Here is a 24,542-nt window from a genome sequence, read left to right on the forward strand (position 1 = left end):
TATGGTGGGACACCCACTCAATCACCCTAGAGGCGAGAGCTTGGTTCGTGTCCCGGCGGCCACCCGGTTTCCCTGGCGACTTGGAGAACTTTACACGCCCTCGCAGGGCCCGAAACAGGGGGGTACCTTAACTGCGTTTCCGCAGGTCAGACCCCCTGTTTCGGGCCCGGAGCGGAGCTCAGCCCCCGACGCGGACGCCGGCGACGTTGCGCTTGCCCTTGCGGACCACGAGCCAGCGGCCGTGGAGCGCGTCGGAAGCCGAGGGCTTCCACTCCTCGTCGGCGATCTTCACGTTGTTCACGTACGCGCCGCCCTCCTTGACGGTGCGCCGCGCCGCGCCCTTGCTGTCCACCAGTCCCCCGGCGATCAGCAGGTCGACGATCGTCGCGTCGCCGGCCGGCTCGACCTTGCCGTTCGGGACCTCGGCCATCGCCGCGTCGAGCGTCGGCGCGTCCAGCCCGGTCAGCTCGCCGCGGCCGAACAGCGCCTGGCTCGCCGCGATGACCTGGCGTGTCTGGTCCTCGCCGTGCACCAGGTTCGTGAACTCCTCGGCCAGCTTCTTCTGCGCGGCGCGCAGGTGCGGACGCTCTTCGGTGTCCTTCGCCAGCGCCTCGATCTCCTCTTGGTCGAGGAAGGTGAACAGGCGCAGGTAGCGGAGCACGTCTGCGTCGCCGACGTTCACGAAGTACTGGTACCAGGCGTACGGCGAGGTCAGCTCCGGGTCGAGCCACACGTTGCCGCCGCCGGTGGACTTGCCGAACTTGCGGCCCTCGGCGTCGGTGACCAGCGGCGCGGTCAGCGCGTGCGCGGTGCCGCTTTCGACGCGGCGGATCAGGTCAACGCCGCCGACGAGGTTGCCCCACTGGTCCGAACCGCCGACCTGCAGCTTGCAGCCGTGCTTGCGGTACAGCTCCAGGTAGTCCTGCGACTGCAGCAGCAGGTAGCTGAACTCGGTGTAGGACATGCCGTCGCCCTCGAGCCGGCGCTTGACCGTCTCCCGGTTCAGCATCACGTTCACCGAGAAGTGCTTGCCGACGTCCCGGAGGAATTCCAGCGTGTTCTGCTTCCCGGTCCAGTCGAGGTTGTTCTCGACGATCGCGCCGGTCGGCGAATCGTCGAAGTCCACGAACCGCTCCAGCTGCCCGCGGATCCGCCCGGCCCAGTCGGCGACGACGTCCAGGGTGTTCAGTGCGCGCTCCCCGTTGTCGCGGGGGTCGCCGATCATCCCGGTGGCACCGCCGGCCAGCACGATCGGCCGGTGCCCGGCGCGCTGGAACCGCTTGAGCATCAGCAGCGGCACGAGGTTGCCGGCGTGCAGGCTGGGCGCGGTCGGGTCGAAGCCGCAATAGAGCGTGAGCGGGCCGTGGTCGAGTTCTCGGCGCAGGGCGTCGACGTCGGTGGATTGCGCGATCAGGCCGCGCCAGGACAACTCGTCAAGGATGTGCTCACTCACACCTGTAGATGATCCCCCACCAGGTCAAACCGTTAACCCGCGGGTCGCACCTGCCGGCGTTTCCCGCCGCGGCGGTAGGTCGAGACGGCTGGCGAGCCGTCGACCCAGAACCGCCACGGCGTCTCCATCGCCATCGCGACGCCGACGCGCGGGCCGGTGCGCACGTGGTCCGCGGGCACGCGTTCGCCGACGCGCAGCCGCACCGGAGATTCGGGGTCGGTGAGATCGACGCCGTTCTGTTCCCGGGCGAGGCCCAGCACGGAGGTGAGGATGGCCGGGCCCTTGGCGAGTTCGCCGTTGCCGCGCGCGTTCGGCCGCCGCTTCCGCACGATGTCCGCGCCCTCGACGACCTCGCCTGCCCGCAGCAGCACCGCGCCCGGCTGGCCGTCCTCGGTGCCGACGACGTTCGCGCAGAAGTGCATGCCGTAGACGAAGTACACGTAGAGGTGTCCGGCGGGACCCCACATCACTGCGTTGCGCGGGGTTTTGCCGCGGTAGCAATGCGAAGCGGGATCGTCGAGCCCGCGATAGGCCTCGACCTCGACGAGCCGCACCCCGACCCGGCCTTCGGGCGCGTCGGCCTCGAGGACGGCGCCGAGCAGCAGCCGAGCCAGGTCGACCGGGTCCAGTGCCAGTTCTTCGCGCCGGAACAACCGGTCCACACGCACTCCCCTCGTCAGGCCGCCAGCCTAGCCAGCGGCCTGACGACAGATCACTTCAGCCATTGCCGATGCGCCGCGACGCGCTCGACCAGGCGTTCCCGTTGTTCGGCCACGCGGTCCGGCGCGGTGCCGCCGCGTGCGTCGCGCGAACGCACCGAACCTTCGACGGTCAGGACTTCGCGTACCGCGGGGGTGAGCGCCGGGTTGATGGCCTGGAACTCCTCGTCGGTCAGCTCGTCGAGCCCGGCTCCGCGCGCCTCCGCGACCCGCACGCTCTCCCCCGCCGCCTCGTGCGCGACGCGGAACGGTACGCCCTGGCGCACCAGCCATTCGGCGATGTCGGTGGCCAGCGTGAACCCGGCGGGAGCCAGTTCGGCGAGCCGGTCGGTGTGGAAGGTGAGCGTGCCGAGCATCCCCGCGATCGCCGGGAAGAGCAGTTCCAGCTGTTCGACGGAGTCGAAGACCGGTTCCTTGTCCTCTTGCAGATCGCGGTTGTACGCGAGCGGCTGCGCCTTGAGCGTGGCGAGCAGGCCGGTGAGGTTGCCGATCAGCCGTCCGGCCTTGCCGCGGGTCAGCTCCGCGACGTCCGGGTTCTTCTTCTGCGGCATGATCGAGCTGCCGGTGGCCCACGCGTCGTCCAGCGTGACGTAGCCGAACTCGGCGGTGTTCCAGATGATCACCTCTTCGGCGATCCGCGACAGGTTCACCGAAAGCATCGCGACGGCGAACGCGAACTCGGCGACGAAATCGCGCGAGGCGGTGCCGTCGATCGAGTTCTCCACGCTGGTGTCGAAGCCCAGTTCGGCGGCCACCGCTTCCGGGTCGAGGCCGAGCGACGAACCGGCGAGCGCGCCCGATCCGTACGGCGATTCCGCGGTGCGGGCGTCCCAGTCGCGCAGGCGGGAGACGTCGCGCAGCAGCGCCTGGCCGTGGGCCATCAGGTGGTGCGCCAGGAGAACCGGCTGCGCGTGCTGCAGGTGGGTGCGGCCGGGCAGGATCGCGTCCGGGTGCCGGGACGCCTGCGACACCAGTGCGTCGATCACGTCGAGCGTGCCCGCGACCACCCGGCGCGCGGCGTCGCGCAGCCACATCCGGAACAGGGTCGCGACCTGGTCGTTGCGGGACCGGCCTGCCCGCAGCTTGCCGCCCAGCTCGGTGCCGGCGCGTTCGAGCAGCCCGCGTTCGAGAGCGGTGTGCACGTCCTCGTCGGCGATCGTCGGCGTGAACGCGCCGGACGCGACGTCCTGCGCCAGCGTGTCGAGCGCGTCCAGCATCCCGGCCAGTTCCGCTTCGGTGAGCAGACCCGCCTTGCTCAGCACGCGGGCGTGCGCGCGCGACCCGGCGATGTCGTAGGGCGCGAGGCGCCAGTCGAAGTGGGTCGAGGCGCTCAGCGCCGCCATCGCCTCGGCCGGCCCGCTGGCGAACCGGCCGCCCCACAGCTGCACCGGCTGGTCTTTCCCGCTCACGTTCTGCCTCTCTCGTCCGGCGTCTCAGGACGCCTGGGTGCTCGGATGCTGGGTGCTCCCCAGCGGAGTCTGCCCGGTGCCCGGACGGTACCGCCGTCCGACCGGGCGAAGCCGCCTCCCGGGCAGGTCGGCGACGGTCGCGCTGCCCGCGTGCAGCACCAGCCGCACCTCGCCGGACACGCGCTCCTGCGCTTGCCGGACGAACGCGTCCAGCGGCTCGCGCAGCGGCGAGAACCACAACCCGTCGTGCACCAGCTCGGCCCACCGGCGGTCGACGCCGCGTTTGAACCGCGCCAGATCGCGGTCCAGGGTGACCGATTCCAGCTCTTGATGCGCGGCGATCAGCACCGCCGCGCCCGGCGTGTCGTATGCCTCGAACCGGCCGATCCCGTGCGGCCCGGCCCGATGTCCGAGCCGCTGCACCGCCTCGGCCACGCTGACCGTCTCGCCGTCGACCGCGACCGGCACCCCCTGTTCGAAGGTGACGACCACCTCGTCCGGCATGCCGAGGTTCACTACGGCGTCCTCGGTGCAGCGGTAGCCATCGTTCGCGGTCCGGCCCCACAAAGTCCGGCTCGTCGACAACTCCTGCCTGCCTCGGACGCCGAGTTCGACGATCTCGAGGTCCGGCGCGAGCGTCGCGATCATGCTGGACAACGCGTCTCCGCCACCGTGCGCGACAGTCGACGCGTTCCGGTCCCTCGCGGTCGCGACGAGCTGGCTCGCCAGCAGCGGCCGGGCCAGGACCAGGGGGTGGCGGTCGAGAATCAGCGCATTCGCTTGCAGCGCAAGCAAACAGTAGTCGTTCGCGAATTCCGCACGGACGTCCGCGACCACGACTTCGGCGGCTCCGTCGGCCATCGACTGCCGCCGGAGGCCGCATAGGTCTACGTCGCCCGCACCGAAATCCACGGCGACGGCGACCACTTCGCTTTGTCCCGCAAGGAGATTCAGCGCCGTTGAAGAGCCGTGCCCGCCCGGATAGGCGAGCACGACCCGCCGGGTCACGGCTCCTCCCCTTCCGCCGAACCTTGCGCGAGCGCGGTGAACCGTTCGGCGAGGTCGCGTCCGGTGAGCGGTTCGCGCGCGATCACCGCGACCGTGTCGTCGCCCGCGATGGACCCGACGACCTCCTCCAGCGCGGCCCGGTCGATCGCGCTCGCGAGGAACTGCGCGGCGCCCGGCGGCGTGCGCAACACGGTGAGGTTGCCCGACGAATCCGCTGACACCAGCAGTTCGGCGAGCAGCCGGGACAGCCGCGAGGTGCCGCCCTGCACGCCGCGAACGGGGCTGCCGTCCTCGGGGATGACGTAGACCGGCGCGCCCGAGTCGGCGCCGCGCAGCTTGACCGCGCCGAGTTCGTCGAGGTCGCGCGACAGGGTCGCCTGCGTGACGTCGATCCCCTCGGCGGCCAGCAGCCGCGCGAGCTCCGTCTGGCTGCGGATGGCCATCGTGGACACCAGTTCGGTGATCCGCGCCTGGCGCCCGACCCGGCTGCTGGTCATCGGCCGTTCTGCCCGAACAGCCAGACCAGCAGGGCTTTCTGCGCGTGCAGCCGGTTCTCCGCCTCGTCCCAGACCGCGCTGGCCGGGCCGTCGAGCACCTCGTCGGTGATCTCCCAGCCGCGGTGCGCGGGCAGGCAGTGCAGCACGATCGCCTCGTCGGCGGCGCGCTTGAGCAGCTCGGCGTTGATCTGCAGGGCACGGAACGGGCCGACCCGGTCGAGGCCGTCGTTCTCCTGCCCCATCGACGTCCAGGTGTCGGTGACCAGCACGTCCGAACCCTCGACGGCCTCGCGCGCGTCGGTGAACACGGTCGCGCTGCCGCCGGTTTCGGCTCCGTGCTGCTTGGCGTCCAGCATCACCTGCTGGTCGGGCTGGAACCCCTCCGGCGACACGACGCGCACGTTCATCCCGGCCGTGGTTCCGCCGAGCAGCAGCGAATGCGCCATGTTGTTGGCGCCGTCGCCGAGGTAGGTGAGAGTGAGCCCGGCGAGCCTGCCCTTGCGCTCGCGGATGGTCATCAGGTCCGTGAGCACCTGGCACGGGTGGAACTCGTCGGTGAGCGCGTTGACGATCGGGATCGACGCGACCGACGCCATCGAGTCGATGCGCTTCTGCGCGAAGGTGCGCCACACAACGGCGTCGACGTAGCGGGACAGCACGCGCGAGGTGTCCTCGATCGTCTCCTCGCGGCCGAGCTGCATCGAACGGCCGTCGACGATCACCGGGTGCCCGCCGAGCTGGCTGATGCCGACCTCGAACGAGAACCGGGTGCGGGTGGAGTTCTTCTCGAAGATCGCCGCCACCGTGCGTCCGGCCAGTGCCTTCGTGCCGAGCGGATCGGCCTTCAACTGGTCGGCCAGATCGAGCAGGGCGGTCTGTTCGGCGGGCGTGACGTCGTCGTCGCGGAGGAAGTGGCGAGGCATCAGTCGGATTCCTTCGTGGTGGTGGAGTCGAGCGCGCCCGGGAGGGCGGAGAGGAAGCCGTGCGCCTGCTGCTCGTCGAGCACGAGCGGCGGGGCGAGCCGGACTGTGTCCGGGGCGACCGGGTTGACGAGGTAGCCCGCGTCCTGCGCGGCCTTCGCGACGGCCGCGGAAACCGGTTCGCGCAGGCCGATGCCGAGCAGCAGCCCCGCGCCGCGCACACCGGAGACGAGCGGGTGGCCGAGCGCCTCGACGCCGGCGGCGATGTCCTTGCCGAGCGCCGAAACGTGGTCGAGCAGGTCGTCCCGGACGATCGTGCGCAGCACGGCCAGCCCGGCCGCGCAGCACACCGGGTTGCCGCCGAAAGTGGTGCCGTGCTGGCCCGGCTTCAGCAGATCGCCCGCCGCGCCGACGCCGATCACCGCGCCGAGCGGAAGCCCGCCGCCGAGGCCCTTCGCGAGCGTGATCACGTCCGGCACGATCCCGGCCTGCTGGAAGCCGAACCAGGTGCCGAGCCTTCCGATCCCGGTCTGCACCTCGTCGAGCACGAGCAGCGCCCCGGCGGCCTTGGTGATCTCGCGCGCCGCCTGCAGGTAGCCGTCCGGAGCCGGGATCACCCCGGCCTCACCGAGCACCGGCTCCAAAAAGACAGCCGCGGTTTCGCCGTCGACAGCGGCCCGCAACGCCTCGACGTCGCCATACGGAACATGCGTGACACCAGGAACCAGCGGTTCGAACGCCTCGCGCTTCGACGGCTGCCCAGTGAGCGACAGCGCGCCCATGGTGCGGCCGTGGAACGCGCCCTCCGCCGCGACGACCTTGCTGCGGCCGGTGAGCCGGGTGATCTTCAGCGCGGCCTCGTTGGCCTCCGCGCCGGAGTTGACGAACAGGACCTTGCCCTGACCGCTGAGGCCCGCGACGTCGAGAAGGGTTTCGGCGAGTTCGACCGCGACCGGGTTCACGTACAGGTTCGACGTGTGCCCGAGTTTCGAGATCTGCTCGGTGACCGCGCGCACCACCTCGGGATGGGCGTGGCCGAGCGCGTTCACCGCGATGCCGCCGACCAGGTCGACGTACTCGGCGCCGTCCGCGTCCCACACTCGCGCGCCTTCGCCGCGCACCAGGGTCAGGCCGGGAGTGCCGTAGTTGTCCATGACCGCCGACTGCCAGTGCTGCTGACCGTCCGCATTGGACTTGAGGGTAGTCACGCGTTCTCCGTTCCGGAGGGGGCTGCCTCGGGCAGCACCATGGTCCCGACGCCGCGCGAGGTGAAGACCTCGAGCAGCACCGAATGGGCGAGTCTGCCGTCGATGACGTGGGCGCCGCGCACGCCGCCGCGCACCGCGCGCACGCACGCCTCCATCTTCGGGATCATGCCGCTGGCGAGGCCGGGCAGCATGCGTTCGAGACGGTCGACGGCGATCCGGTCGATCAGCGACGACCGGTCCGGCCAGTTGGCGTAAAGGCCTTCGACGTCGGTGAGCACGACGAGCTTCTCCGCGCCGAGCGCCGCGGCGAGTGCGCCCGCGGCGGTGTCGGCGTTGACGTTGTGCACCACGCCGTCGATGTCCGGGGCCACCGTGGAGACGACCGGGATGCGCCCGGCGTTCACGATGTCGAGCACCGCGTCCGGGTTCACCTCGGCGACCTCGCCCACCAGGCCGATGTCCACCTGCTCACCGTCCACAGTGGCCTGTTTGCGCTCGGCGGTGAACAGCCGCGCGTCCTCGCCGGAGATGCCGACCGCGTACGGCCCGTGCGCGTTGATCAGGCCGACCAGCTCGCGGCTGACCTGCCCGACCAGCACCATCCGCACGATGTCCATGGTCTCCGGCGTGGTGACGCGCAGCCCGCCCTTGAACTCCCCCGGCACGCCGAGCCGGGACAGCATCGCGCTGATCTGCGGGCCGCCGCCGTGCACGACCACCGGGTGCAGGCCGGCCAGCCGCAGGAACACCATGTCCTCGGCGAAAGCGGCCTTCAGCTGGTCGTCGATCATCGCGTTGCCGCCGTACTTGACCACGACGGTCGCGCCGTGGAACCGCTGCAGCCACGGCAGCGCTTCGATCAGCACGCCGGCCTTTTCGGCCGCGCTGGCGAGCCGTTCGTCGGCGGAGACGAGCCTTCCGGTATCCGTCATGACGAGTACGCGCTGTTCTCTTCCACGTACGCGTGCGAGAGATCCGTGGTGTAGATCGTGGCCTCGTCCGAACCGACGCCGAGATCCACGACGACGTCGATGGCCCGCCCGGACAGGTCGGCCGCCGACCGGTCCTCAGCCGTCGTGCCGCCCGCGAACAAGGTGACGCCGTTGATCGTGATCGACACCGTCTCGGGGTCGATCCGCGCCGGGGCGCGGCCGAGCGCCATCGCGATCCGGCCCCAGTTGGGATCGGACCCGAACAAGGCGGTCTTGACCAGGTTGTCCTCGGCGATCGTCCGGGCCACGACAATCGCGTCGGCCTCGGACGCGGCGCCCTTCACCGTGACGTCGACATCCTTTGTCGCACCTTCGGAATCGGCCCGCAGTTGCAGCACGAGGTCATGGCTGACCTTGGTGAGCAGCTCGGTCAACTCGGCTTCAGTCGGCTCGACGCCACTGGCACCCGAGGCGAGCACGAGCACCGTGTCGTTGGTCGACGTGCCGCCGTCCACGTCGAGCCGATCGAACGTGACGTGCGTGGCGGCGCGCAACGCACGGTCGAGAGTTTCCTTGTCCACCACGGCATCCGTGGTCAGCACGGACAGCATCGTCGCCAGGTTCGGCGCGAGCATCCCCGCGCCCTTGGCGAATCCGCCGACACTCCACCCTGATTCGTGCTGGGCGAACGCCTGCTTCGGCTTGGTGTCAGTGGTCATGACGCCGGTGGCCGCGTTGAGCCCCGCTTCCGGGCTGGCGTCCAGCGCCTTGACCGCACTGTCCACACCGGACAGAACCGCCGGCATCGGCAGCCGCTCGCCGATCAGCCCGGTGGAGCACACCGCGACCTCGATCGCCCCGGTGCCCAGCACTTCGGCCACCTTCTCGGCCGTGGCGTGCGTGTCCTGGAACCCGCCCGGCCCGGTGGCCGCGTTCGCCCCGCCGGAGTTCAGCACGACGGCCTTCAGCTTCTGCTGCTTCAGCACTTCCTGCGACCACAGCACGGGCGCGGCCTTGATCACGTTGCGGGTGAACACCCCCGCCGCGACGTCGAGCGGGCCGTCGTTGACGACCAGCGTGAAGTCGAGCGCGCCGGAGGCTTTGATCCCGGCGGCCACGCCCGCGGCGCGGAAACCCTTCGGTCCGGTGACGGTCACGGTGCCACTCCCACGGTGGAAAGTCCGGTGGCCTCGGGAAAACCGAGCGCCAGGTTCATCGATTGGACGGCACCGCCCGCGGTGCCCTTGGCGAGGTTGTCGATCGAGGTGACGACGACCAGGCGGCCGGCGTCAGCGTCGATCCCGAGCTGGAGCTGGACATTGTTCGAACCGACCGTCGCCGCGGTCGTCGGCCAAGTTCCTTCGGGCAGGATCTGGACGAACGGCTCTGCGCCATAAGCCTTCTCGTACACCGCGCGCACCGCGGCCTCGTCGACGTCTCCGAGGAGTTGAGCGCTAGCCGTCGTGAGAATGCCGCGCGGCATCGGCGCGAGCACCGGCGTGAACGAAACCGTCACCGGTTTGCCCGCCGCGCCGGAGAGGTTCTGCACGAACTCCGGCGTATGCCGATGCGCCCCAGCGACGCCGTACGCACTCGCGTTGCCCATGACCTCGGACCCGAGCAGATTCGGCCGGAGGCTCTTGCCCGCCCCGGACGTCCCCGTCACCGACACCACGGTGACCGCGGGCTCGACCAGCCCCGCCGCCAGCGCGGGCGCCAACGCCAGAGATCCGCCGGTCGGGAAACAGCCGGGAACCGCGATTCGCTTGGTTCCCACCAGCTTCTCGCGTGCACCGGGAAGCTCCGGCATCCCGTACGGCCACTGCCCCGCGTGCTCACCGGAGTACCAACGTCGCCAGTCCGCCGCGTCCGAGAGCCGGTGGTCGGCCCCGAGGTCGACCACGAGCACCTCCGGCCCGAGCTGAGCCGCGATCCCGGCCGAATGGCCGTGCGGCAGAGCCAGGAACACGACGTCATGGCCCGCGAGCGTCTCCGCGTTCGTCTCGAGCAGCACGCGCCCGGCAAGCGGGACAAGGTGCGGCTGATGCGTGCCCAGCGTCGTCCCCGCGCTGCTCGCCGCCGTGAGAGCGCCGATCTCGACCTCGGGATGGGTCAGGAGCAGGCGCAGCAGTTCGCCGCCCGCGTACCCGCTGGCACCGGCTACCGCGATCTTCACCGTCATACGAATGATTATGCACGAGCGTGCAAGCTCAAACAAAGAGGGTTTGCTCACCCTGACCGTCCCCTCCCCGGGACTTCTGTTGATGCCTCCCGTCGTAGATCAGCGGCCGGCGGGATGCGCAGCCAGAGCGCGTGGTTCGCCGAGCTGACCGGCCGCACGTCGCCCGGCCTCCCGAGTCATCCGCCCGCAGGTCGCCGACCACCCGAGCCGCCCAGCCGCAGATCGCCCGGCTGCCCGAGCCAACCAGTCGCACGCTGCCGATCACCCGAGCCATCCAGCCACGGGTCGCCTGGCCATCCGAGCCGCCCCGCTTCGCTGGACCATCCGGCCAGCGGGTGGTCCAGCGACGCGGAGTCGTTCGGCCAGCCGCACCTCTCGCCGCCAAACCATCCGGCCAGCGCGCAGTCCCATCCGCCCGGGCCCGGCTCTTCCGGACCCCAAATCGCCCATCCGAACCCGGCGTTACCAGGCACAACCGCTCTCCAAACTCGGTTTTCCCGGGCACAACCCCCATCCGAACTCGGCCTTCCCAGACCCACCCACCGGTCACCCAAACCGGCGTCCGCCTAGCCAACCGGGGCAGCACAGGTCGTCCGGCACCACCCAACCCGCCTGTCCGGCGCCCAACCCGTCTGTCCGGCACCAAGCCGCCAATCCACTGCGCAGGCAACGCCGCGCCGGGCCCGCCTCGGGATGCGAACCCGGCGGGCATGCGTCAGTCCGCTCCCTCCTCCGCTTCGCGCAGACTCGGCGGCGTCGGCAGATGATTCCCCGGATGCTCCGGGTCGCAGCCCACCCGCGGCAAGCGCGCCCGGATCCCTCCCGGCGTCCGCGCGAAATGGCGCGCCAGCTCGGTCACCGAATCGCCGGCGAGCCAGCGGGCTTCCAAGTCCGCGTCCATCTCGTCGGTCCACGGTCTGCCCTGCTGGGCCGGGCGTCCGCGCGATCTTCGCCGCGAGCCGCCGCCCGCGAAGGTGCGCAGGCTCGTGTCGAGCAGCTCCGCGACGGTCGCCACGGACGTCACGTCGAGTTCGAGTCTGCCTTCGACGACGGGTTCGCCGTCCGGCCGTTCCCCGCCGACGGTGACGGTGACTCGCTCCGGCTCGCCGTCCTCGGTGCGGGTGATGACGGCGACCTGGTACTGGACATCTCCTGACCGGACCTCGGTCCGGTGCTCCTGAATGATCGTCATGGCCGCGAAGGTATCCGCGACCCCCGACAATTTTCGATCACTTAACGCGATCGAGTGACTGCGGTCCGAAATTGTCAGACCCTCGCCGTAGCGTCCCCGGCGATCACGAAAACGACCGAGGGGGATCGGTGGACCAGCGGAAAAGAACAGTGCCCCGGTCTGGCAGGCCAGACCGGGGCACCGGGAAGAACGGCTCAGAAACGCAGCAAACCGGAAAGCAGGCTCTGCTTCTCCTCAGCCGCGGCCTTCGTCAGGGCATCGGCCTTCTGCTGCGCGCCGGTGGCGACCGGAGACGGAACCGGCTGCGGCACCGAAGCGCACTGGACGTCGGAGCGGTCGTCACGCACCCGCTTCGGCAACGCCCCGGTGGCGAGGTAGTCGGCGACCCGGTCGTCCACGCACGAAACTCCGGACAGCGATCCGGCGTGCGTCGTCCCGCCGGGCGCGCTGATGAGGCTCGAACGCGGGTAGCGCTTGCGCACTTCGAGGCTGCCCGAGTACGGCGTGGCCGCGTCGAGTTCCTCGCTGATCAACAGCGCTCCGCTCGCCTTCGACCCGTCGATGTCCACCGGCTTGCCCGGCTTCGCGGGCCAGGTCAGGCAGGTCGCGTTGTACCAGGTGTTGCTCCAGGTCTCGAACGGCGCGCGGTGCTGGGTGGCCCAGGTGTCGCGGCGCCAGCGGTCCCAGTCCTGCGGCCACTGCACGTCAGTGCACTGCACCGCGCTGTACACCGCGTATCCGTTGTCGTCGCCGGGCGCGTTCGACTTGTCGTACAACGCCTTCAACGACTGCCAGTCGCCGCGGTGCACCCAGCCGTCGAACGCCTTGGCCATGTCTTCCCAGCCGAACACGTAGTACCCGGCCTGCAGGAAGACGTCGAGCCATTCGTCGCCGCCGATCACGCCGCCCGCGGGGTTCCGGTCGAGTTTCCGCTGCTGCGCGTACCAGAGCTGCTCGACCGCCGAACCGGTCTTGCCGAGGTGATAGACGTTGTCGTACTTCGCGAGCCAGCCGAAGTAGATCTTGATGTTGCGGTCGAAGGCGACGTCCTGGTCCAGGTTGGCGTCGTACCAGACCTTGCGCGGGTCGACGTTTCCGTCGAGCACCATCCGGCGCATGCGGTCCGGGTGCAGCGTGCTGTAGACCTGCCCGAGGTAGGTGCCGTAAGAGAAGCCGTAGTAGTTGATCTGCTTCTCGCCCAGCGCCTTGCGGAGGCTTTCCATGTCCTGCGCGACATCGGTGGTCTTCATGTGCTGGAGCAGCGGGCCGTTCTTCGCGCAGGCCTCGGCGTAGCCCTTCGTGCGAGCACGCCAGGTGCTCTCCAGCTGCGGCGTGTTCGGCACATACGCCGGGCGGGCGGGCGCGAAGTAATTCCCGTCGCACGTGAGAGCCGGTTTGCTGGAGCCGACGCCGCGAGGGTCGAAGCCGATCCAGTCGTAGCTGTCGCCTGCGTGCTTGGGCACGTTCCGGCCGAGCACCGAAAGACCGAGCCCGGAACCTCCGGGGCCGCCCGGATTCACCAGCACCACGCCCTGGTATTTCGCGGTCTTGTGCTTCACCCGGGAGACGGCGATCTGCACCGTCTTGCCCGACGGCTGCGCGTAGTCCATCGGGGCCACCAGGAATCCGCATTCGGCTCCCGCCTTGGCGAGGCCAGGTGCGGAACACGCTCCCCACTTGATCGGCGGCGGCGCGTAATCCGGCCCTTGGGGCTGCATCGCGGTGGCGGCGGGTGCGACAGCCAGCGTTCCGGCCGCGACAGCGGCGGCGGCCAGCGCGGTGACGATTTTCCTCACAGTGGTCCTTTGCGTCCGACGGCAACCCGGGCTCGTCGAAGCTACCGGCTGCGCGGCAGAATCTCGTTTCCCGACACGAGCCGCGCCGTCCCCCGATCGTCGGGATCCGAGACGATGGAGGCAGTCTTCAATGGATGCGGGCGAAGCGTTGAACACGGCGGTGCGAACCGGGCTCGCCGAGCTGGCGGACCCGGTCAAAGCACCGGAAATGCAGGCGTACATGAAGTCCGCGATGCCGTTTCGCGGAGTGCCGAAGCCGTCGCGCGGCAAGCTCATGAAGGCGGTCCTGGCCGAGCATGTTCTGCCCGATCGAGTGACCTACGCCGGAACCATGCTCGCGTTGTGGCGGGAGGCGGAGTACCGCGAGGAGCGGTACGCGGCGATCGACCTCTCTGGGCACCGCGCCTATCGACAGTGGCAGGACCCGGACCTGCTGGAGATGTACGACGAGCTGATCGTCACCGGGGCTTGGTGGGACTACGTCGACGAGGTCGCGATCCGCCGGGTCGGGCCGATCCTGCGCGAGCACCGGGCGGCGGTCACGCCGGTTCTGCGTCGCTGGATGACAGACGCTGATCGCTGGCGCCGGCGAACGGCGGTGATCTGTCAGGTCAGCGCGAAGGGCGAGGTGGACCAGAAGCTGCTCGCCGACGCGATCGAGGCGAACCTCGACGATCGGGATTTCTTTCTGCGCAAGGGAATCGGCTGGGCGTTGCGGGACCATGCTCGTGCCGAGCCGGAGTGGGTCCGCGAGTTCGTCCGGACGCACCCGGGGCTGTCCCCACTGTCCACAAGGGAGGCGATGAAGCACCTCAGGTGAAGCGAACCGTTTGCGGGAAAGGAAAGGAGGGTGCCATGACACCAGCGCTCCCCCGCCCCGGCTGACCGGCCGGGTGGCCGGGTGGCCGGAGCGCGGGGCGGGGACAGCGTCGGGTCAGGCGCGGAGCGTCGCTCCGAAGCGCTCGCCAGCAGCGGCGACCGCGGCGTCGCGAGACTTGGTGGCCTCGTCGACGGTCAAGGTGCGGTCCGCGGCGCGGAAGCGGAGCTTGTACGCCAGGGAACGCTTGCCTTCGCCGAGCTGCTCGCCGGCGTAGACGTCGAAGAGGGTGATCTCCTCGAGCAGTTCGCCCGCTCCTTCGCGGAGCACGTCGGCGAGGTCGGCGGACGGGACATCCCTGTCGGCGACCAGGGCGACGTCCAGCAGCACCGGCGGGTAGGCCGAGATGCTGGGCGCCGGACGGGAGTCGGGCAGCGGGATCGCGTCCAGGTCGAGTTCCATGGCGACCGTGCGCGGCGGCAGGCCGAGGGCCTCGACGACCTTCGGGTGCAGTTCGCCCGCGTGGCCGACCGGCCAGTCGCCCACGCGCAGCTGGGCGCAGCGGCCCGGGTGCCACGGCAGGAGATCCGCGGCCTGCACGGTGAGCTGCACGCCGGCGGCCTCGGCCACCAGGCGCGCGGCCTGCACGGCGTCGGCCCAGCCTGCCTGGTCGCCCTTGCCCCACCAGCCGGCGCGCGGGCGCTGGCCGCTGAGGACGACGGCGACGTGCACCGGCTGCGCGGGCACGGCGGCCTCCAGCACGGCGAGGTCCTCGTCGCTCGGGCGGTGCTCGACGCCGAGGTCCGGGACCTTGAGCTGGTTCGGCTTCGGCAGCACGACCTGGCCGACGTGGAACAGCGACACGTCCTTCAGGCCGCGGGAAACGTTGCGCTGCAACGTCTCCAGCAGGCCCGGCAGGAGGGTGGTCGCCATCCGGTCGTGATCGGCTTCGAGCGGGTTCCGCACGCGCACCGTGGTGCGGCGGATGTCGTCCTCGGGCAGGCCGAAGGCGTCCCACACCGCGTCGCCGATGAAGGGGAACGGGCGCACCTCGACGTAGCCCGCCTCGGCGAGCGCGCCGGACACCGCGCGGCGGCGGCGCTGGGCGTCGCTGAGGCCGCGGCCGGCGGGCGCGGCGGGCAGGACCGACGGGATGCTGTCGTAGCCCTCGAGCCGGAGGACCTCCTCGACGAGGTCGGCGGGCTGCACGAGGTCGCCGCGCCAGCTCGGCGGGATCGCGGTGACGAGGCCGACGCCCTGGTCGCTCGTGCTGAGCTGGACCTTGCAGCCGATCTGGCCGAGCCGCCGCACGGTGACGCCGCGTTCGTAGCGCACGCCGGCGATCTGGTCGGGCAGGTTGATCGGCATGGTCACCGGGGCGTGCGGGGCGACGCCGCCGACGTCGGTGCGGCCCGGGCGGATCGCGCCGTCGCCGTACTGGCGCAGCAGCCGCGCGGCGAGTTCCACCGCGGCCGCGCACAGCGCCGGGTCGGTGTAGCGCTCGAAGCGCTTCGCCGCCTCGGAGAACAGCTTGTGCCGTCGTGCGGTGCGGCTGATCGACGCCGGGTTCCAGTGCGCCGCCTCGAGAAGCACGTCGGTGCTCTCCGGCGTGATCTCCGTGCTGGCGCCGCCCATCGTGCCGGCCAGGGAGATGACGCCGCTGTCGTCGGCGATCACGATGTCGTCCGCGTCGAGGGTGCGCTCCACGTCGTCGAGCGTGGTGAGCTTCTCCCCCGCCTTCGCGCGGCGCACCACCAGGTCGCCCTGGATGGAGCCGGTCGCGAACGCGTGCAGCGGGTGGCCCAGCTCGAGCATCACGTAGTTGGTGACGTCGACCGCGAGCGAGATGGACCGGATGCCGGCCAGCATCAGCCTGCGGCGGATCCGCCACGGCGTCGGTGCGGTCGCGTCGAGACCGGTGACGCGGCGCAGCACGAACCGCGGGCAGCCCTCGGGGTCCTCGACCCGCACCGGCCAGGCCTCGCCCTCGGCTTCCGGGAAGCTGTCGAGCATCGCCGGGTCGCCGAACGGCACGTCGAGCGCGTTCGACAGTTCGCGCGCCAGGCCGCGGATCGACAGCGCGTAGCCGCGGTCCGGGGTCGGCGTGACCTCGATGACGGTGTCGTCGAGGCCGAGCAGGTCCTTCGCGTCGTCGCCCGGGCTCGCCGTGCCCGGCGGGAGCACGAGGATTCCGCTGTGGTCGTCGCCGAGGCCGAGTTCGGCCGCCGAGCAGATCATGCCGTCGCTGACCTTGCCGTACGTCTTGCGCGCGGCGATCTCGAAATCGCCCGGCAGGACCACGCCCGGCAGCGCGACCACGACGAGGTCGCCCTCGGCGAAGTTGCTCGCGCCGCAGACGATGCCGCGCGTCTTGATGCCGTGCGGGCCCTCGTTCTCGAGCGGGCCGTCGTCCTCGTCTTCGTCCTCTTCGGACAGTTCCGCGTCGTCGGGCTCGGGGTCGGGTTCCTCGCCGACCTCGACGCGGCAGAACCGCACCGGCTTCTTGAAGCCGGTCAGCTCCTCGATCTCCGCGACGCGGCCGACCACGAGCGGGCCGGTCACCGGGCCGAGTTCGCTCAGCTCGTCGACCTCGATCCCGATCCGCACGAAGGCGTCGGCCAGGTCCTGCGGCGTGACGTCGGCATCCACGTCGAGATGCTCGGTCAGCCAGCTCACCGGGACTCGCACTACGCCTCCGTTCCGAAGGGAAGGGTGAACCGGACGTCGCCTTCGACCATGTCGCGCATGTCCGGGATGCCGTTGCGGAACTGCAGGGTCCGCTCGATGCCCATGCCGAAGGCGAAGCCGGAGTAGATCTCCGGGTCGACGCCGCACGCGCGGAGCACGTTCGGGTTGACCATGCCGCAGCCGCCCCATTCGACCCAGCCGGGGCCGCCCTTCTTCTCCTCGAACCAGACGTCGACCTCCGCCGACGGCTCGGTGAACGGGAAGAAGTGCGGGCGCAGCCGCGTCTTGGAGCTCTCGCCGAACATCGCGCGGGCGAACGCGTCGAGCGTGCCCTTGAGATGCGCCATGGTGAGGCCCTTGTCGACGGCGAGGCCCTCGACCTGGGTGAACACCGGCGTGTGCGTGGAGTCGAGCTCGTCGGTGCGGTAGGTGCGGCCCGGGCACACGACGTAGACCGGCAGGTCGCGGTGCAGCAGGCTGCGGGCCTGCACCGGCGAGGTGTGCGTGCGCAGCACCAGGCCGGAGCCTTCCTCGCCGACGTAGAACGTGTCCTGCAGCTGGCGCGCCGGGTGGTCCTTGCCGAAGTTCAGCGCGTCGAAGTTGAACCACTCGGCTTCGAGCTCGGGCCCTTCGGCGACCTCGTAGCCCATGGCGACGAAGACGTCGGCGATGCGCTCGGACAGCGTGCTGATCGGGTGCCGGGCTCCGCGCGGGATCTGGTCCCACGGCAGCGTGACGTCGACGGCCTCCTCGCGAAGCACGCGCTCGTCGCGCTCGGCCTGCAACGCGGCGCGGCGCGCGTCGAACGCGGACTGCACCGCCTGCCGGGCCTCGTTGACGCGCTTGCCCGCGTCGGCCTTCTCCTGCTTCGGCAGCGCGGCGATCTCCCGGCGCGCCAGCAGCACCGGAGACTGGTCCCCGAGATGTGCCGGTTTGACGGCGGCGAGCGCGTCCAGGTCGGCCGCGCCGGCGAAGGCGTCCTCGGCCGCCTTGATCGCCGCGCGCAGGGTCTCCGGTGCGAGCACGTCGACCGGCTGTTCTGTGGCTCCGGACATGACTCCTCGGCGTCCACTGGGACTGGTGTTGTCGGCCGCACGCGGGCATGCCGCCGCACGTGCACATCGGGCAGCTCAGTCTAGGGGATCGGGCGCCGGGCCCGGCCGCTCACCCTCCGCTTCCGGAGCGGCTGCGCCGGATCCGCCCCGTGATCACGACCGACCGTCGCCGAGGACCCGAACGGACGTCAGCGGATCAGGTGAGGACCATCACTCGACCGGCTTGCCGCGGCGGCCCGCGCGGGACGGCGGCGGGACGGGCCCGGGACGGCGGGGCTGCCGTGCTCGGCGGGCGAAGTCTTGAGGTGTCCGGGAGAGGTCCTGGGATGTGCGGGAGCGCGGATCGCGGGATCGGGGCTCGGGCTGGACAGCCGGAATGCGCGGCTCGGATGGCGGCAGCTGGCGAGGATGGCTGGCGACGCGGCCGGGCGCGCGGCAATGGGCGCGGCCGGATCCCGGCAAGGGTGCGACCAGAGAGCGGCGCGGGTGCGACGGGAGGGCGACACGGGGTGCGATCGGAGGACGACCGAGTCCCGGCACGGGCGCGGCTGGCGGGCGGCGCGGGCGCGGCGCGAGGGTGGCCCGATCCCGGGCACGGAGACCGCGGGAGGGCGGACAGATCCCAGCACGGACAGCGCAGGAGGGCGGACAGATCCCGGCACGGAACACCGCAGGAGGGCAGGCAGATCCCGGGCCCGGACACCGCAGGAGGGTGGCCGGGTCCCAGGACGGGCACGGCGCGAGAGCGAACGAACCCCGGCACTAGTGCGGCGGAAGGGCTACCGAGTCCCGGCACCGGTACGGCGCGAGAACGAACGAACCCCGACACGGGAGCGACCGAAGGGCGACCGAGTCCCCGCACGGGTACGGCGCGAGAACGAACGAATCCCGGCACTAGTGCGGTGGAAGGGCGGCCGGGCCCCGGCAGAGGCGCGGCGCGAGAGCGGCAAGCCGATCGGAAGCGCGGAACTAACTGTCGACGCACCAGGCATCGGGCACCTCACCGGGCGGCTTCTGATATCCGCGGCAGGAGGCGAAGAGTTGCGCAACGCAGCCGCGGTCATGATCGGTGATGGTTCTGGCGGCGCAAAACGGCGATCGCGCGCCAAGCAAGCGTAAGCGCGCGGCGGGACCCTTCGAACGTAGCCGGGAGTCAGGGGCGGAAGGCGGTCGCGACCTGCCGAAAAAGCTCGTCCTCCGAAGTCGCGGTGTCGACCTCGATCGCCCGCAACCCGAGTCGCGAGGTCTCCTCGCGCAGGTGGCTGGCGAACATCCGATCCCGTTCGGCGAGATTGCGGGCGGCCCGGGCCGGATCGCTGGTCCGCCACACGAAATCCTCCCCTGGCGCGCTCCGGCCTTCGATCGCCGCGTGGCGGAACTCCGGCGTCGGCAGGAGCCACACGGCCTGTTCCGCAACCGTCAGCAGGGGTTTCACCAGATGCGGCAGCAGGCGGAGGCCGTCGACGACGCGAGGTTCCGGTGGCAGGCGAAGGAGATCTTCGACAATCAGCCCGAAGCCCTCGCCGCGGAACCAGTGGAACGTCTCCAGCATGACGTCCGGAGATCGCCGGACCCAGCGTTCGTCCATGTTCATGGCGAGAAAGGCGTGCAGCATCGGAGCCGAAGCCCGAGTCGTGCGGGCGGTGTGCTCGCGCATCGTGTCGTCGGTCGCGTAGTGGTGCCAGCCGTGGCGGGCGGCGAGGCGGCGGGCGATCGTCGATTTGCCCGCGCCGGGGGCGCCGCCGATCCAGTAGACGTGCCGGAGGTCCCGCACGGTCTAGCGCCGCGCGGCCATCGCCGCCGTGTAGACGCAGACTGCGGCGGCGGTCGCGAGGTTGAGGCTTTCCGCCTTGCCGTACAACGGGATTCGGACTGCTTCGTCCACAGAGGACAAGACATCTCCGGACAGGCCGTGGGCTTCGTTGCCGAAGATCCACGCGACCGGGTCTCCGAAGTGGACAGTCTCCAGCGAGGTCGAGGCGTAACCGTGTGCGGCCAGTGTTCGGAGGCCGGCCGAGCGCAGTGCCGTCAGAACCGACGGGACGTCGCGGGCGCGGGCCAGCGGGATGTGGAAGGTGGAACCTGCGGCGGCGCGGACGCTTTTGCCGTTGTGCGGGTCGACGGTGTCGCCGGCCAGGACTACCGCGTCGGCGCCGGCGGCGTCGGCTACGCGGATCACGGTGCCCGCGTTGCCGGGTTCGGCGACGTCGACCAGGACCACCACCAGCCGGGCCGCGGCCAGGACTGTCTCCAGTGGACGGTCGACCAGCGAGCAGACCGCGATGATTCCTTGCGGCGTCACAGTTTCCGACAAACCCGCGGCCGCGCGGTCGGTGATCGGCGACACGCGAGGAGCGTCGGCGAGCAAAGCAGGGTGCGCGGCGGCGGCGCGTTCGGTGACGAACAGTTCGTGGACTGTCCCGTGCGCGAGCGCCGAGGTGACGGCGTTGACCCCTTCGGCCAGGAAGCGGCCGGTTTTCTCTCGTTCCGCGCGCCGGGTCAGCTTGCGCGCGGCAACGACCCGGGGGGTCCGTTCGGTGAACGGATCCGCCCCGGGCCGGAAGACGCTGCTGGTCAGGCCGACTTCGCTTCGCCGGTCGTGACGTTCGCCTTGGCCAGCTCGGCGAGCGCGGTGAAGGCGGCCGCGTCGTTGACCGCGAGGTCCGCGAGGATCTTGCGGTCCACCTCGACACCGGCGGCCTTCAGGCCCTGGATGAACCGGTTGTAGGTGACGCCGTTGGCGCGAGCGGCCGCGTTGATGCGGGTGATCCACAGCTGGCGGAAGTCACCCTTGCGCGCGCGGCGGTCGCGGTAGGCGTAGTTGAGCGAGTGGAGCGTCTGCTCCTTGGCTTTGCGGTACAGCCGCGAACGCTGGCCGCGGTAACCGCTGGCCAGCTCGAGAGTCGCGCGACGCTTCTTCTGGGCGTTGACCGCCCGCTTGACGCGTGCCACTGGTCCATCCTGTCGAATTCGGGGGGTGCGAGGACCCCGGGGTGGTCGGGAAAGGGTGCGGGCCTCAGCGGCCGAGCAGGCGCTTCACGCGGCCGACGTCGTTCTGGGCGACCTCGGTGGTGCCCTCGAGACGGCGGGTGAGGCGGTTGGACTTCTTCTCCATCAGGTGGCGGCGGCCGGCCTTCTGGCGACGCAGCTTGCCCGAACCGGTCACGCGGACGCGCTTCGACGTGCCCTTGTGCGTCTTCATCTTCGGCATGGTTGTAGTCCTCTTCCGTGCGGCGGCACACCGGATCACCGGTGTGCCGCTGACTGTGCTGGTCGGCGCTGGGGCGCTACGCCTCGGGAGCCGATTCGGCCGATTCGGCTTTCGCCGCCTTCGGCTTCACGTTCTTGTGCGGGGCCAGCACCATGATCATGTTGCGTCCGTCCTGCTTCGGCGACGATTCCACGAAGCCGAGCTCGGTGACGTCGTCGGCGAGCTTCTGCAGGAGCCGGAAACCGAGCTCCGGCCGGGACTGCTCGCGACCGCGGAACATGATCGTGACCTTGACCTTGTTGCCCGCCGCCAGGAACCGCGACACGTGACCCTTCTTGGTCTCGTAGTCGTGCTGGTCGATCTTCGGCCGCAGCTTCTGTTCCTTGATGACGGTCAGATGCTGGTTGCGCCGGGAGTCGCGGGCTTTCTGCGCGCTCTCGTACTTGAACTTGCCGAAGTCCATGAGCTTGGCCACGGGCGGGCGTGCCTGCGGGGCCACCTCGACGAGATCGAGATCCGCCTCCTGCGCAAGCCGCAGCGCATCTTCGATCCGGACAATGCCGACCTGCTCGCCGTTAGGGCCGACGAGCCGGACTTCCGGCACCCGGATGCGGTCGTTGATGCGTGTCTCGGAGCTGATGGGGCCTCCTTGGTCCGAGTTGTGTTTTCTCGTTTCGACCTGGTGCCCTCATGACTCAGGCCCCGCCTCCGGCTGCTGCCGGTGCACGGGGCCCGCTCTGTCTCCGATCGCGCCCGGCCGCGAGGCCGAACGCTTCGCCTCCGCAGTACGCTGCCAGGACGGCATGCACCACTTCGGCGAGACCGGACCCGGACACCTGAAGCGGTGAGACGGGTGGGAGCGGGGCTCCACTTGCCGCCCCCGATCGCTCGGGAGCTGGTCGCACATGGAAGGGTACCAGACGTGCCTGAACAACCTTCGCCACCGCCCCCGTATTCCCCCGACGACCGCGGGCTCGAGGAGATCCCCAGCGTCGAGGTGATCAGCCGCGCCGCGGTGATGCTGCTGTCCGCGGGGGCCGAACGGCTCGGCCTCGCCGACGCCGCCCCGGAGAACTCGCCGCACCGCGACCTCGACGAGGCGCGCCGCCTCATCACCGCGCTCGCCGGGCTCGTGACCGCCTCCGCCGAGTACCTCGGCCTGCACGCCGGACCCCTTCGCGACGGACTGCAGTCGCTGCAGAAGGCGTTCCGCGAAGCGTCGGTCGTGCCGGATCCGCCGGGCCAGGGGCCGGGCGAGAAGTACACCGGGCCGGTTTACTGAGGCCCGCATTCCCAGAGAAGACCCGCTCCGCGATGCCGCCGGGGCGGGTCTTCGCCGTTTCCGGGCGAGGACGGGCGGTGCTGAGGGGCTCGGCACGCGGGCGTTCGGGAGCGGAACCGTGCGGCGCGATCGGCGGCCCCGCCGCGTCACCCTGGAGCCCTGCCGCACCACCGCTTGAACCCCGCCGCGCCACCCTGGAGCCCCCGCCGTATCACCGTCTGAACCCCGCCGCACCACGCCCCGGAGCCCCCGCCGCACCACCCCCCTGGAGCGACGGTGAATGTCCGGCGGCCGGATCGCGGTGCGTGCGACCAGGGTCGGCGCGGACACGCAGCTCGCGCAGATGGCCCGGCTCGCCGAAGAAGCGCAGAGCCCGCCGCGTCACCCTGAAACCCTGCCGCGAAATCCTGCCGCGCCACCCGCGGGAACCCTGCGGCACCGCCCCAGAAGCAGCGCCCCCTCGCTCCGGCCGTTGCCTCCAGCCGTCCCCGACATCTAACATGTTAGATGTGAGTGCACTCCCCAAGGTCTCCCGGCCGTTGCTGCGCGACGAGGCGTACGAGCGCATCCGGCACGCCATCATCGACGGCAGCCTCCCGCCGGGCACTCCCCTGCGCGACGCCGACCTCGCCGAGCAGCTCGGGCTTTCCCGCGCCCCGGTCCGGCAGGCGCTGCTGCGGCTGGCCGAGGACCGGCTGGTCGTGTCCAAGCCGCAGAGCTACACGAGGGTCGCCGAGTTCGACGCCGGCGACGTACGCGACGCGGTCCGGCTCGTCCGGGCGCTGCACGAGCTGGCCGTGCGCGAAGCCCGGCTCGGTCCGGGGCAGATCGCGGAAATGCGCGAGGCCAACGACCGCTTTCGCGAAGCCGTCGCCGCGGGAGACGTCGGCAAGGCGATCGAAGCGGACGACGAACTGCACGACATTCCGGTGCGGGCGTGCGGCAACCGGGCGGTCGCGGCGACACTCGACCGCTACACGCCGTTGTTGCGCCGTCTCGAATACGCCCGGTTCAGCTCGCTGCCCGCGCATCGGTCGGTCGCCCGGCACGAGGAGCTCATCGCCGCGTTCGAAGCCCGCGACGAAAAAACCGCCGCACAGCTCACTTCAATGATCTGGACCGACCTCGAAGCCCTCCTGGAGGACGCGTGAGCCTGGCTGACTTCCCCCGTTTCCCGTTGCTCGTCGGGCCTTCGCCGGTGCACCGGCTGGACCGGCTCACCGACCACCTCGGCGGCGCGGCCGTCTGGGCCAAGCGCGAGGACCTCAACTCCGGCCTCGCCTACGGCGGCAACAAGACGCGCAAGCTCGAATACCTCGTCGCCGACGCGCTGGCCAAGGGCGCGGACACGCTCGTCTCGATCGGCGGCGTCCAGTCGAACCACACGCGGCAGGTCGCGGCCGCGGCGGCGCGGGCCGGGATGAAAGCCGTGCTGGTGCAGGAAAGCTGGGTCGACTGGGCCGATCCGCTGCACGACAAGGTCGGCAACATCCAGCTGTCGCGGATCCTCGGCGCGGACGTCCGGCTCGTCGACGCCGCGTTCGGCATCGGTTTCAAGGAGAGCTGGGAGCAGACGCTCGCGGAGGTCGAAGCGAACGGCGGCACACCGTACGCGATCCCGGCCGGCGCCTCGGACCATCCGCTCGGCGGGCTCGGTTTCGCGAACTGGGTGCTGGAACTGGAAGAGCAGGAACGCGATTTCGGCGTTTTCTTCGACACCGTCGTGGTCTGCTCGGTCACCGGCAGCACGCAGGCGGGGATGATGGCCGGGACGGCAGCGAGCGGGAAGCCGCGGCGGATCCTGGGGATCGACGCGTCGGCGAAGCCCGAGGAGACGTGCGAGCAGATCGGCCGGATCGCGAAGAGCACGGCGGAGCTGATCGAGGCCGGGTCAGTCGAAGAAGCGGAACTCGACGAGCGTTATCACGCCGGGGTCTACGGAATTCCGGATGAGCAGACGCTTGACGCGATCCGTACCGCGGCGCGGCTGGAGGGGATGATCACCGACCCGGTGTACGAGGGGAAGTCGATGGCCGGGCTGATCGACCTCGTCCGCACCGGCGAGATCGCGAAGGACTCGAACGTGCTGTACGCGCACCTCGGCGGGCAGCCCGCGATCAACGCGTACACGAGCGTCCTCGGCTGACCCGACTGTCCGTGAAGGGCTCTTCGA

The 24,542-nt window shown here is 70.6% G+C and carries 23 protein-coding genes; 4 read left to right on the forward strand and 19 right to left on the reverse strand.

Going from position 1 to position 24,542, the window contains the following annotated elements:
- Nucleotides 1–178: 178 nt before the first annotated feature.
- The 12 genes from tyrS to ACZ7SW_RS15035 form a co-directional block, all read right to left on the reverse strand.
- Complete coding sequence (gene tyrS, locus ACZ7SW_RS14980) at nucleotides 179–1,453, reverse strand: tyrosine--tRNA ligase (RefSeq protein ID WP_470230963.1); 1,275 nt, start codon at nucleotides 1,451–1,453, stop codon at nucleotides 179–181.
- A 32-nt stretch (nucleotides 1,454–1,485) separates the two neighbouring features.
- Entirely contained in the window at nucleotides 1,486–2,121 is a 636-nt protein-coding gene (locus ACZ7SW_RS14985) for a DNA-3-methyladenine glycosylase (RefSeq protein WP_470230964.1), read from the reverse strand.
- 44 nt (nucleotides 2,122–2,165) lie between these two features.
- Nucleotides 2,166–3,581, reverse strand: a complete 1,416-nt coding sequence (gene argH / locus ACZ7SW_RS14990) for an argininosuccinate lyase (protein ID WP_470230965.1) — start codon at nucleotides 3,579–3,581, stop codon at nucleotides 2,166–2,168.
- 24 nt (nucleotides 3,582–3,605) lie between these two features.
- On the reverse strand, nucleotides 3,606–4,589 hold the full coding sequence (locus ACZ7SW_RS14995; protein WP_470230966.1) for an argininosuccinate synthase domain-containing protein: 984 nt from the start codon (nucleotides 4,587–4,589) through the stop codon (nucleotides 3,606–3,608).
- The gene (locus tag ACZ7SW_RS15000) at nucleotides 4,586–5,086 is read right to left on the reverse strand and encodes an arginine repressor (RefSeq protein ID WP_470230967.1); all 501 of its coding nucleotides are present in this window, start codon (nucleotides 5,084–5,086) and stop codon (nucleotides 4,586–4,588) included. Before ACZ7SW_RS15000 ends, ACZ7SW_RS14995 begins: the two co-directional genes overlap by 4 nt.
- Nucleotides 5,083–6,009 carry an ornithine carbamoyltransferase gene (gene argF, locus ACZ7SW_RS15005; RefSeq protein ID WP_470230968.1) on the reverse strand — a complete coding sequence of 309 codons (927 nt, stop codon included), beginning with the start codon at nucleotides 6,007–6,009 and terminating at the stop codon, nucleotides 5,083–5,085. The genes ACZ7SW_RS15000 and argF overlap by 4 nt, the downstream gene beginning before the upstream one ends.
- The gene (locus ACZ7SW_RS15010) at nucleotides 6,009–7,214 is read right to left on the reverse strand and encodes an acetylornithine transaminase (protein ID WP_470230969.1); all 1,206 of its coding nucleotides are present in this window, start codon (nucleotides 7,212–7,214) and stop codon (nucleotides 6,009–6,011) included. Before ACZ7SW_RS15010 ends, argF begins: the two co-directional genes overlap by 1 nt.
- Nucleotides 7,211–8,146 (reverse strand): acetylglutamate kinase, encoded by a 936-nt coding sequence (gene argB, locus ACZ7SW_RS15015; RefSeq protein WP_470230970.1) that lies wholly within the window; start codon nucleotides 8,144–8,146, stop codon nucleotides 7,211–7,213. The genes ACZ7SW_RS15010 and argB overlap by 4 nt, the downstream gene beginning before the upstream one ends.
- Nucleotides 8,143–9,303 carry a bifunctional glutamate N-acetyltransferase/amino-acid acetyltransferase ArgJ gene (gene argJ, locus ACZ7SW_RS15020; RefSeq protein ID WP_470230971.1) on the reverse strand — a complete coding sequence of 387 codons (1,161 nt, stop codon included), beginning with the start codon at nucleotides 9,301–9,303 and terminating at the stop codon, nucleotides 8,143–8,145. The genes argB and argJ overlap by 4 nt, the downstream gene beginning before the upstream one ends.
- Complete coding sequence (gene argC / locus ACZ7SW_RS15025; RefSeq protein WP_470230972.1) at nucleotides 9,300–10,328, reverse strand: N-acetyl-gamma-glutamyl-phosphate reductase; 1,029 nt, start codon at nucleotides 10,326–10,328, stop codon at nucleotides 9,300–9,302. The genes argJ and argC overlap by 4 nt, the downstream gene beginning before the upstream one ends.
- A gap of 715 nt (nucleotides 10,329–11,043) precedes the next feature.
- Entirely contained in the window at nucleotides 11,044–11,520 is a 477-nt protein-coding gene (locus ACZ7SW_RS15030; protein WP_470230973.1) for a helix-turn-helix domain containing protein, read from the reverse strand.
- A gap of 194 nt (nucleotides 11,521–11,714) precedes the next feature.
- Nucleotides 11,715–13,316, reverse strand: coding sequence for an alpha/beta hydrolase (locus ACZ7SW_RS15035; RefSeq protein ID WP_470230974.1), 1,602 nt, complete (start codon nucleotides 13,314–13,316; stop codon nucleotides 11,715–11,717).
- 130 nt (nucleotides 13,317–13,446) lie between these two features.
- On the opposite strand from ACZ7SW_RS15035, the gene ACZ7SW_RS15040 reads away from it, so the two are divergent.
- Nucleotides 13,447–14,136, forward strand: coding sequence for a DNA alkylation repair protein (locus ACZ7SW_RS15040; RefSeq protein WP_470230975.1), 690 nt, complete (start codon nucleotides 13,447–13,449; stop codon nucleotides 14,134–14,136).
- Nucleotides 14,137–14,250: 114 nt separating this feature from the next.
- On the opposite strand, the gene pheT is transcribed toward ACZ7SW_RS15040, so the two are convergent.
- The 7 genes from pheT to infC form a co-directional block, all read right to left on the reverse strand.
- Complete coding sequence (gene pheT, locus ACZ7SW_RS15045) at nucleotides 14,251–16,821, reverse strand: phenylalanine--tRNA ligase subunit beta (RefSeq protein WP_470230976.1); 2,571 nt, start codon at nucleotides 16,819–16,821, stop codon at nucleotides 14,251–14,253.
- A complete protein-coding gene (gene pheS / locus ACZ7SW_RS15050; protein ID WP_470230977.1) occupies nucleotides 16,821–17,876 on the reverse strand; it encodes a phenylalanine--tRNA ligase subunit alpha in 1,056 nt (351 codons plus the stop codon). The genes pheT and pheS overlap by 1 nt, the downstream gene beginning before the upstream one ends.
- Before the next feature lie 1,153 nt (nucleotides 17,877–19,029).
- Nucleotides 19,030–19,650, reverse strand: coding sequence for an AAA family ATPase (locus ACZ7SW_RS15055; RefSeq protein WP_470230978.1), 621 nt, complete (start codon nucleotides 19,648–19,650; stop codon nucleotides 19,030–19,032).
- Nucleotides 19,651–19,653: 3 nt separating this feature from the next.
- Nucleotides 19,654–20,454, reverse strand: a complete 801-nt coding sequence (locus ACZ7SW_RS15060; protein WP_470231297.1) for a TrmH family RNA methyltransferase — start codon at nucleotides 20,452–20,454, stop codon at nucleotides 19,654–19,656.
- Nucleotides 20,451–20,828, reverse strand: coding sequence for a 50S ribosomal protein L20 (gene rplT, locus ACZ7SW_RS15065; protein ID WP_009079612.1), 378 nt, complete (start codon nucleotides 20,826–20,828; stop codon nucleotides 20,451–20,453). Before rplT ends, ACZ7SW_RS15060 begins: the two co-directional genes overlap by 4 nt.
- Before the next feature lie 64 nt (nucleotides 20,829–20,892).
- Nucleotides 20,893–21,087, reverse strand: coding sequence for a 50S ribosomal protein L35 (gene rpmI, locus ACZ7SW_RS15070; protein WP_470230979.1), 195 nt, complete (start codon nucleotides 21,085–21,087; stop codon nucleotides 20,893–20,895).
- A 76-nt stretch (nucleotides 21,088–21,163) separates the two neighbouring features.
- On the reverse strand, nucleotides 21,164–21,727 hold the full coding sequence (gene infC / locus ACZ7SW_RS15075) for a translation initiation factor IF-3 (RefSeq protein WP_200864208.1): 564 nt from the start codon (nucleotides 21,725–21,727) through the stop codon (nucleotides 21,164–21,166).
- 282 nt (nucleotides 21,728–22,009) lie between these two features.
- On the opposite strand from infC, the gene ACZ7SW_RS15080 reads away from it, so the two are divergent.
- The 3 genes from ACZ7SW_RS15080 to ACZ7SW_RS15090 all read left to right on the forward strand — a co-directional run bounded on the left by ACZ7SW_RS15080 (nucleotide 22,010) and on the right by ACZ7SW_RS15090 (nucleotide 24,515).
- Nucleotides 22,010–22,369 (forward strand): DUF1844 domain-containing protein, encoded by a 360-nt coding sequence (locus ACZ7SW_RS15080; protein ID WP_470230980.1) that lies wholly within the window; start codon nucleotides 22,010–22,012, stop codon nucleotides 22,367–22,369.
- Nucleotides 22,370–22,878: 509 nt separating this feature from the next.
- Nucleotides 22,879–23,520 carry a GntR family transcriptional regulator gene (locus ACZ7SW_RS15085; protein ID WP_470230981.1) on the forward strand — a complete coding sequence of 214 codons (642 nt, stop codon included), beginning with the start codon at nucleotides 22,879–22,881 and terminating at the stop codon, nucleotides 23,518–23,520.
- The gene (locus ACZ7SW_RS15090) at nucleotides 23,517–24,515 is read left to right on the forward strand and encodes a 1-aminocyclopropane-1-carboxylate deaminase (RefSeq protein ID WP_470230982.1); all 999 of its coding nucleotides are present in this window, start codon (nucleotides 23,517–23,519) and stop codon (nucleotides 24,513–24,515) included. Before ACZ7SW_RS15085 ends, ACZ7SW_RS15090 begins: the two co-directional genes overlap by 4 nt.
- The last annotated feature ends 27 nt before the right edge of the window (nucleotides 24,516–24,542 follow it).

The organism is Amycolatopsis sp. NPDC114484 (assembly GCF_055633755.1).

What these genes read in the sequence shown, in the direction of transcription:
- rpmI (WP_470230979.1), bottom strand. Translation starts at nt 21,087, where the DNA reads ATGCCGAAGATGAAGACGCACAAGGGCACGTCGAAGCGCGTCCGCGTG.
- argF (WP_470230968.1), bottom strand. Translation starts at nt 6,009, where the DNA reads ATGCCTCGCCACTTCCTCCGCGACGACGACGTCACGCCCGCCGAACAG.
- pheS (WP_470230977.1), bottom strand. Translation starts at nt 17,876, where the DNA reads ATGTCCGGAGCCACAGAACAGCCGGTCGACGTGCTCGCACCGGAGACC.
- argC (WP_470230972.1), bottom strand. Translation starts at nt 10,328, where the DNA reads ATGACGGTGAAGATCGCGGTAGCCGGTGCCAGCGGGTACGCGGGCGGC.
- ACZ7SW_RS15030 (WP_470230973.1), bottom strand. Translation starts at nt 11,520, where the DNA reads ATGACGATCATTCAGGAGCACCGGACCGAGGTCCGGTCAGGAGATGTC.
- ACZ7SW_RS15000 (WP_470230967.1), bottom strand. Translation starts at nt 5,086, where the DNA reads ATGACCAGCAGCCGGGTCGGGCGCCAGGCGCGGATCACCGAACTGGTG.
- ACZ7SW_RS15040 (WP_470230975.1), top strand. Translation starts at nt 13,447, where the DNA reads ATGGATGCGGGCGAAGCGTTGAACACGGCGGTGCGAACCGGGCTCGCC.
- argB (WP_470230970.1), bottom strand. Translation starts at nt 8,146, where the DNA reads ATGACGGATACCGGAAGGCTCGTCTCCGCCGACGAACGGCTCGCCAGC.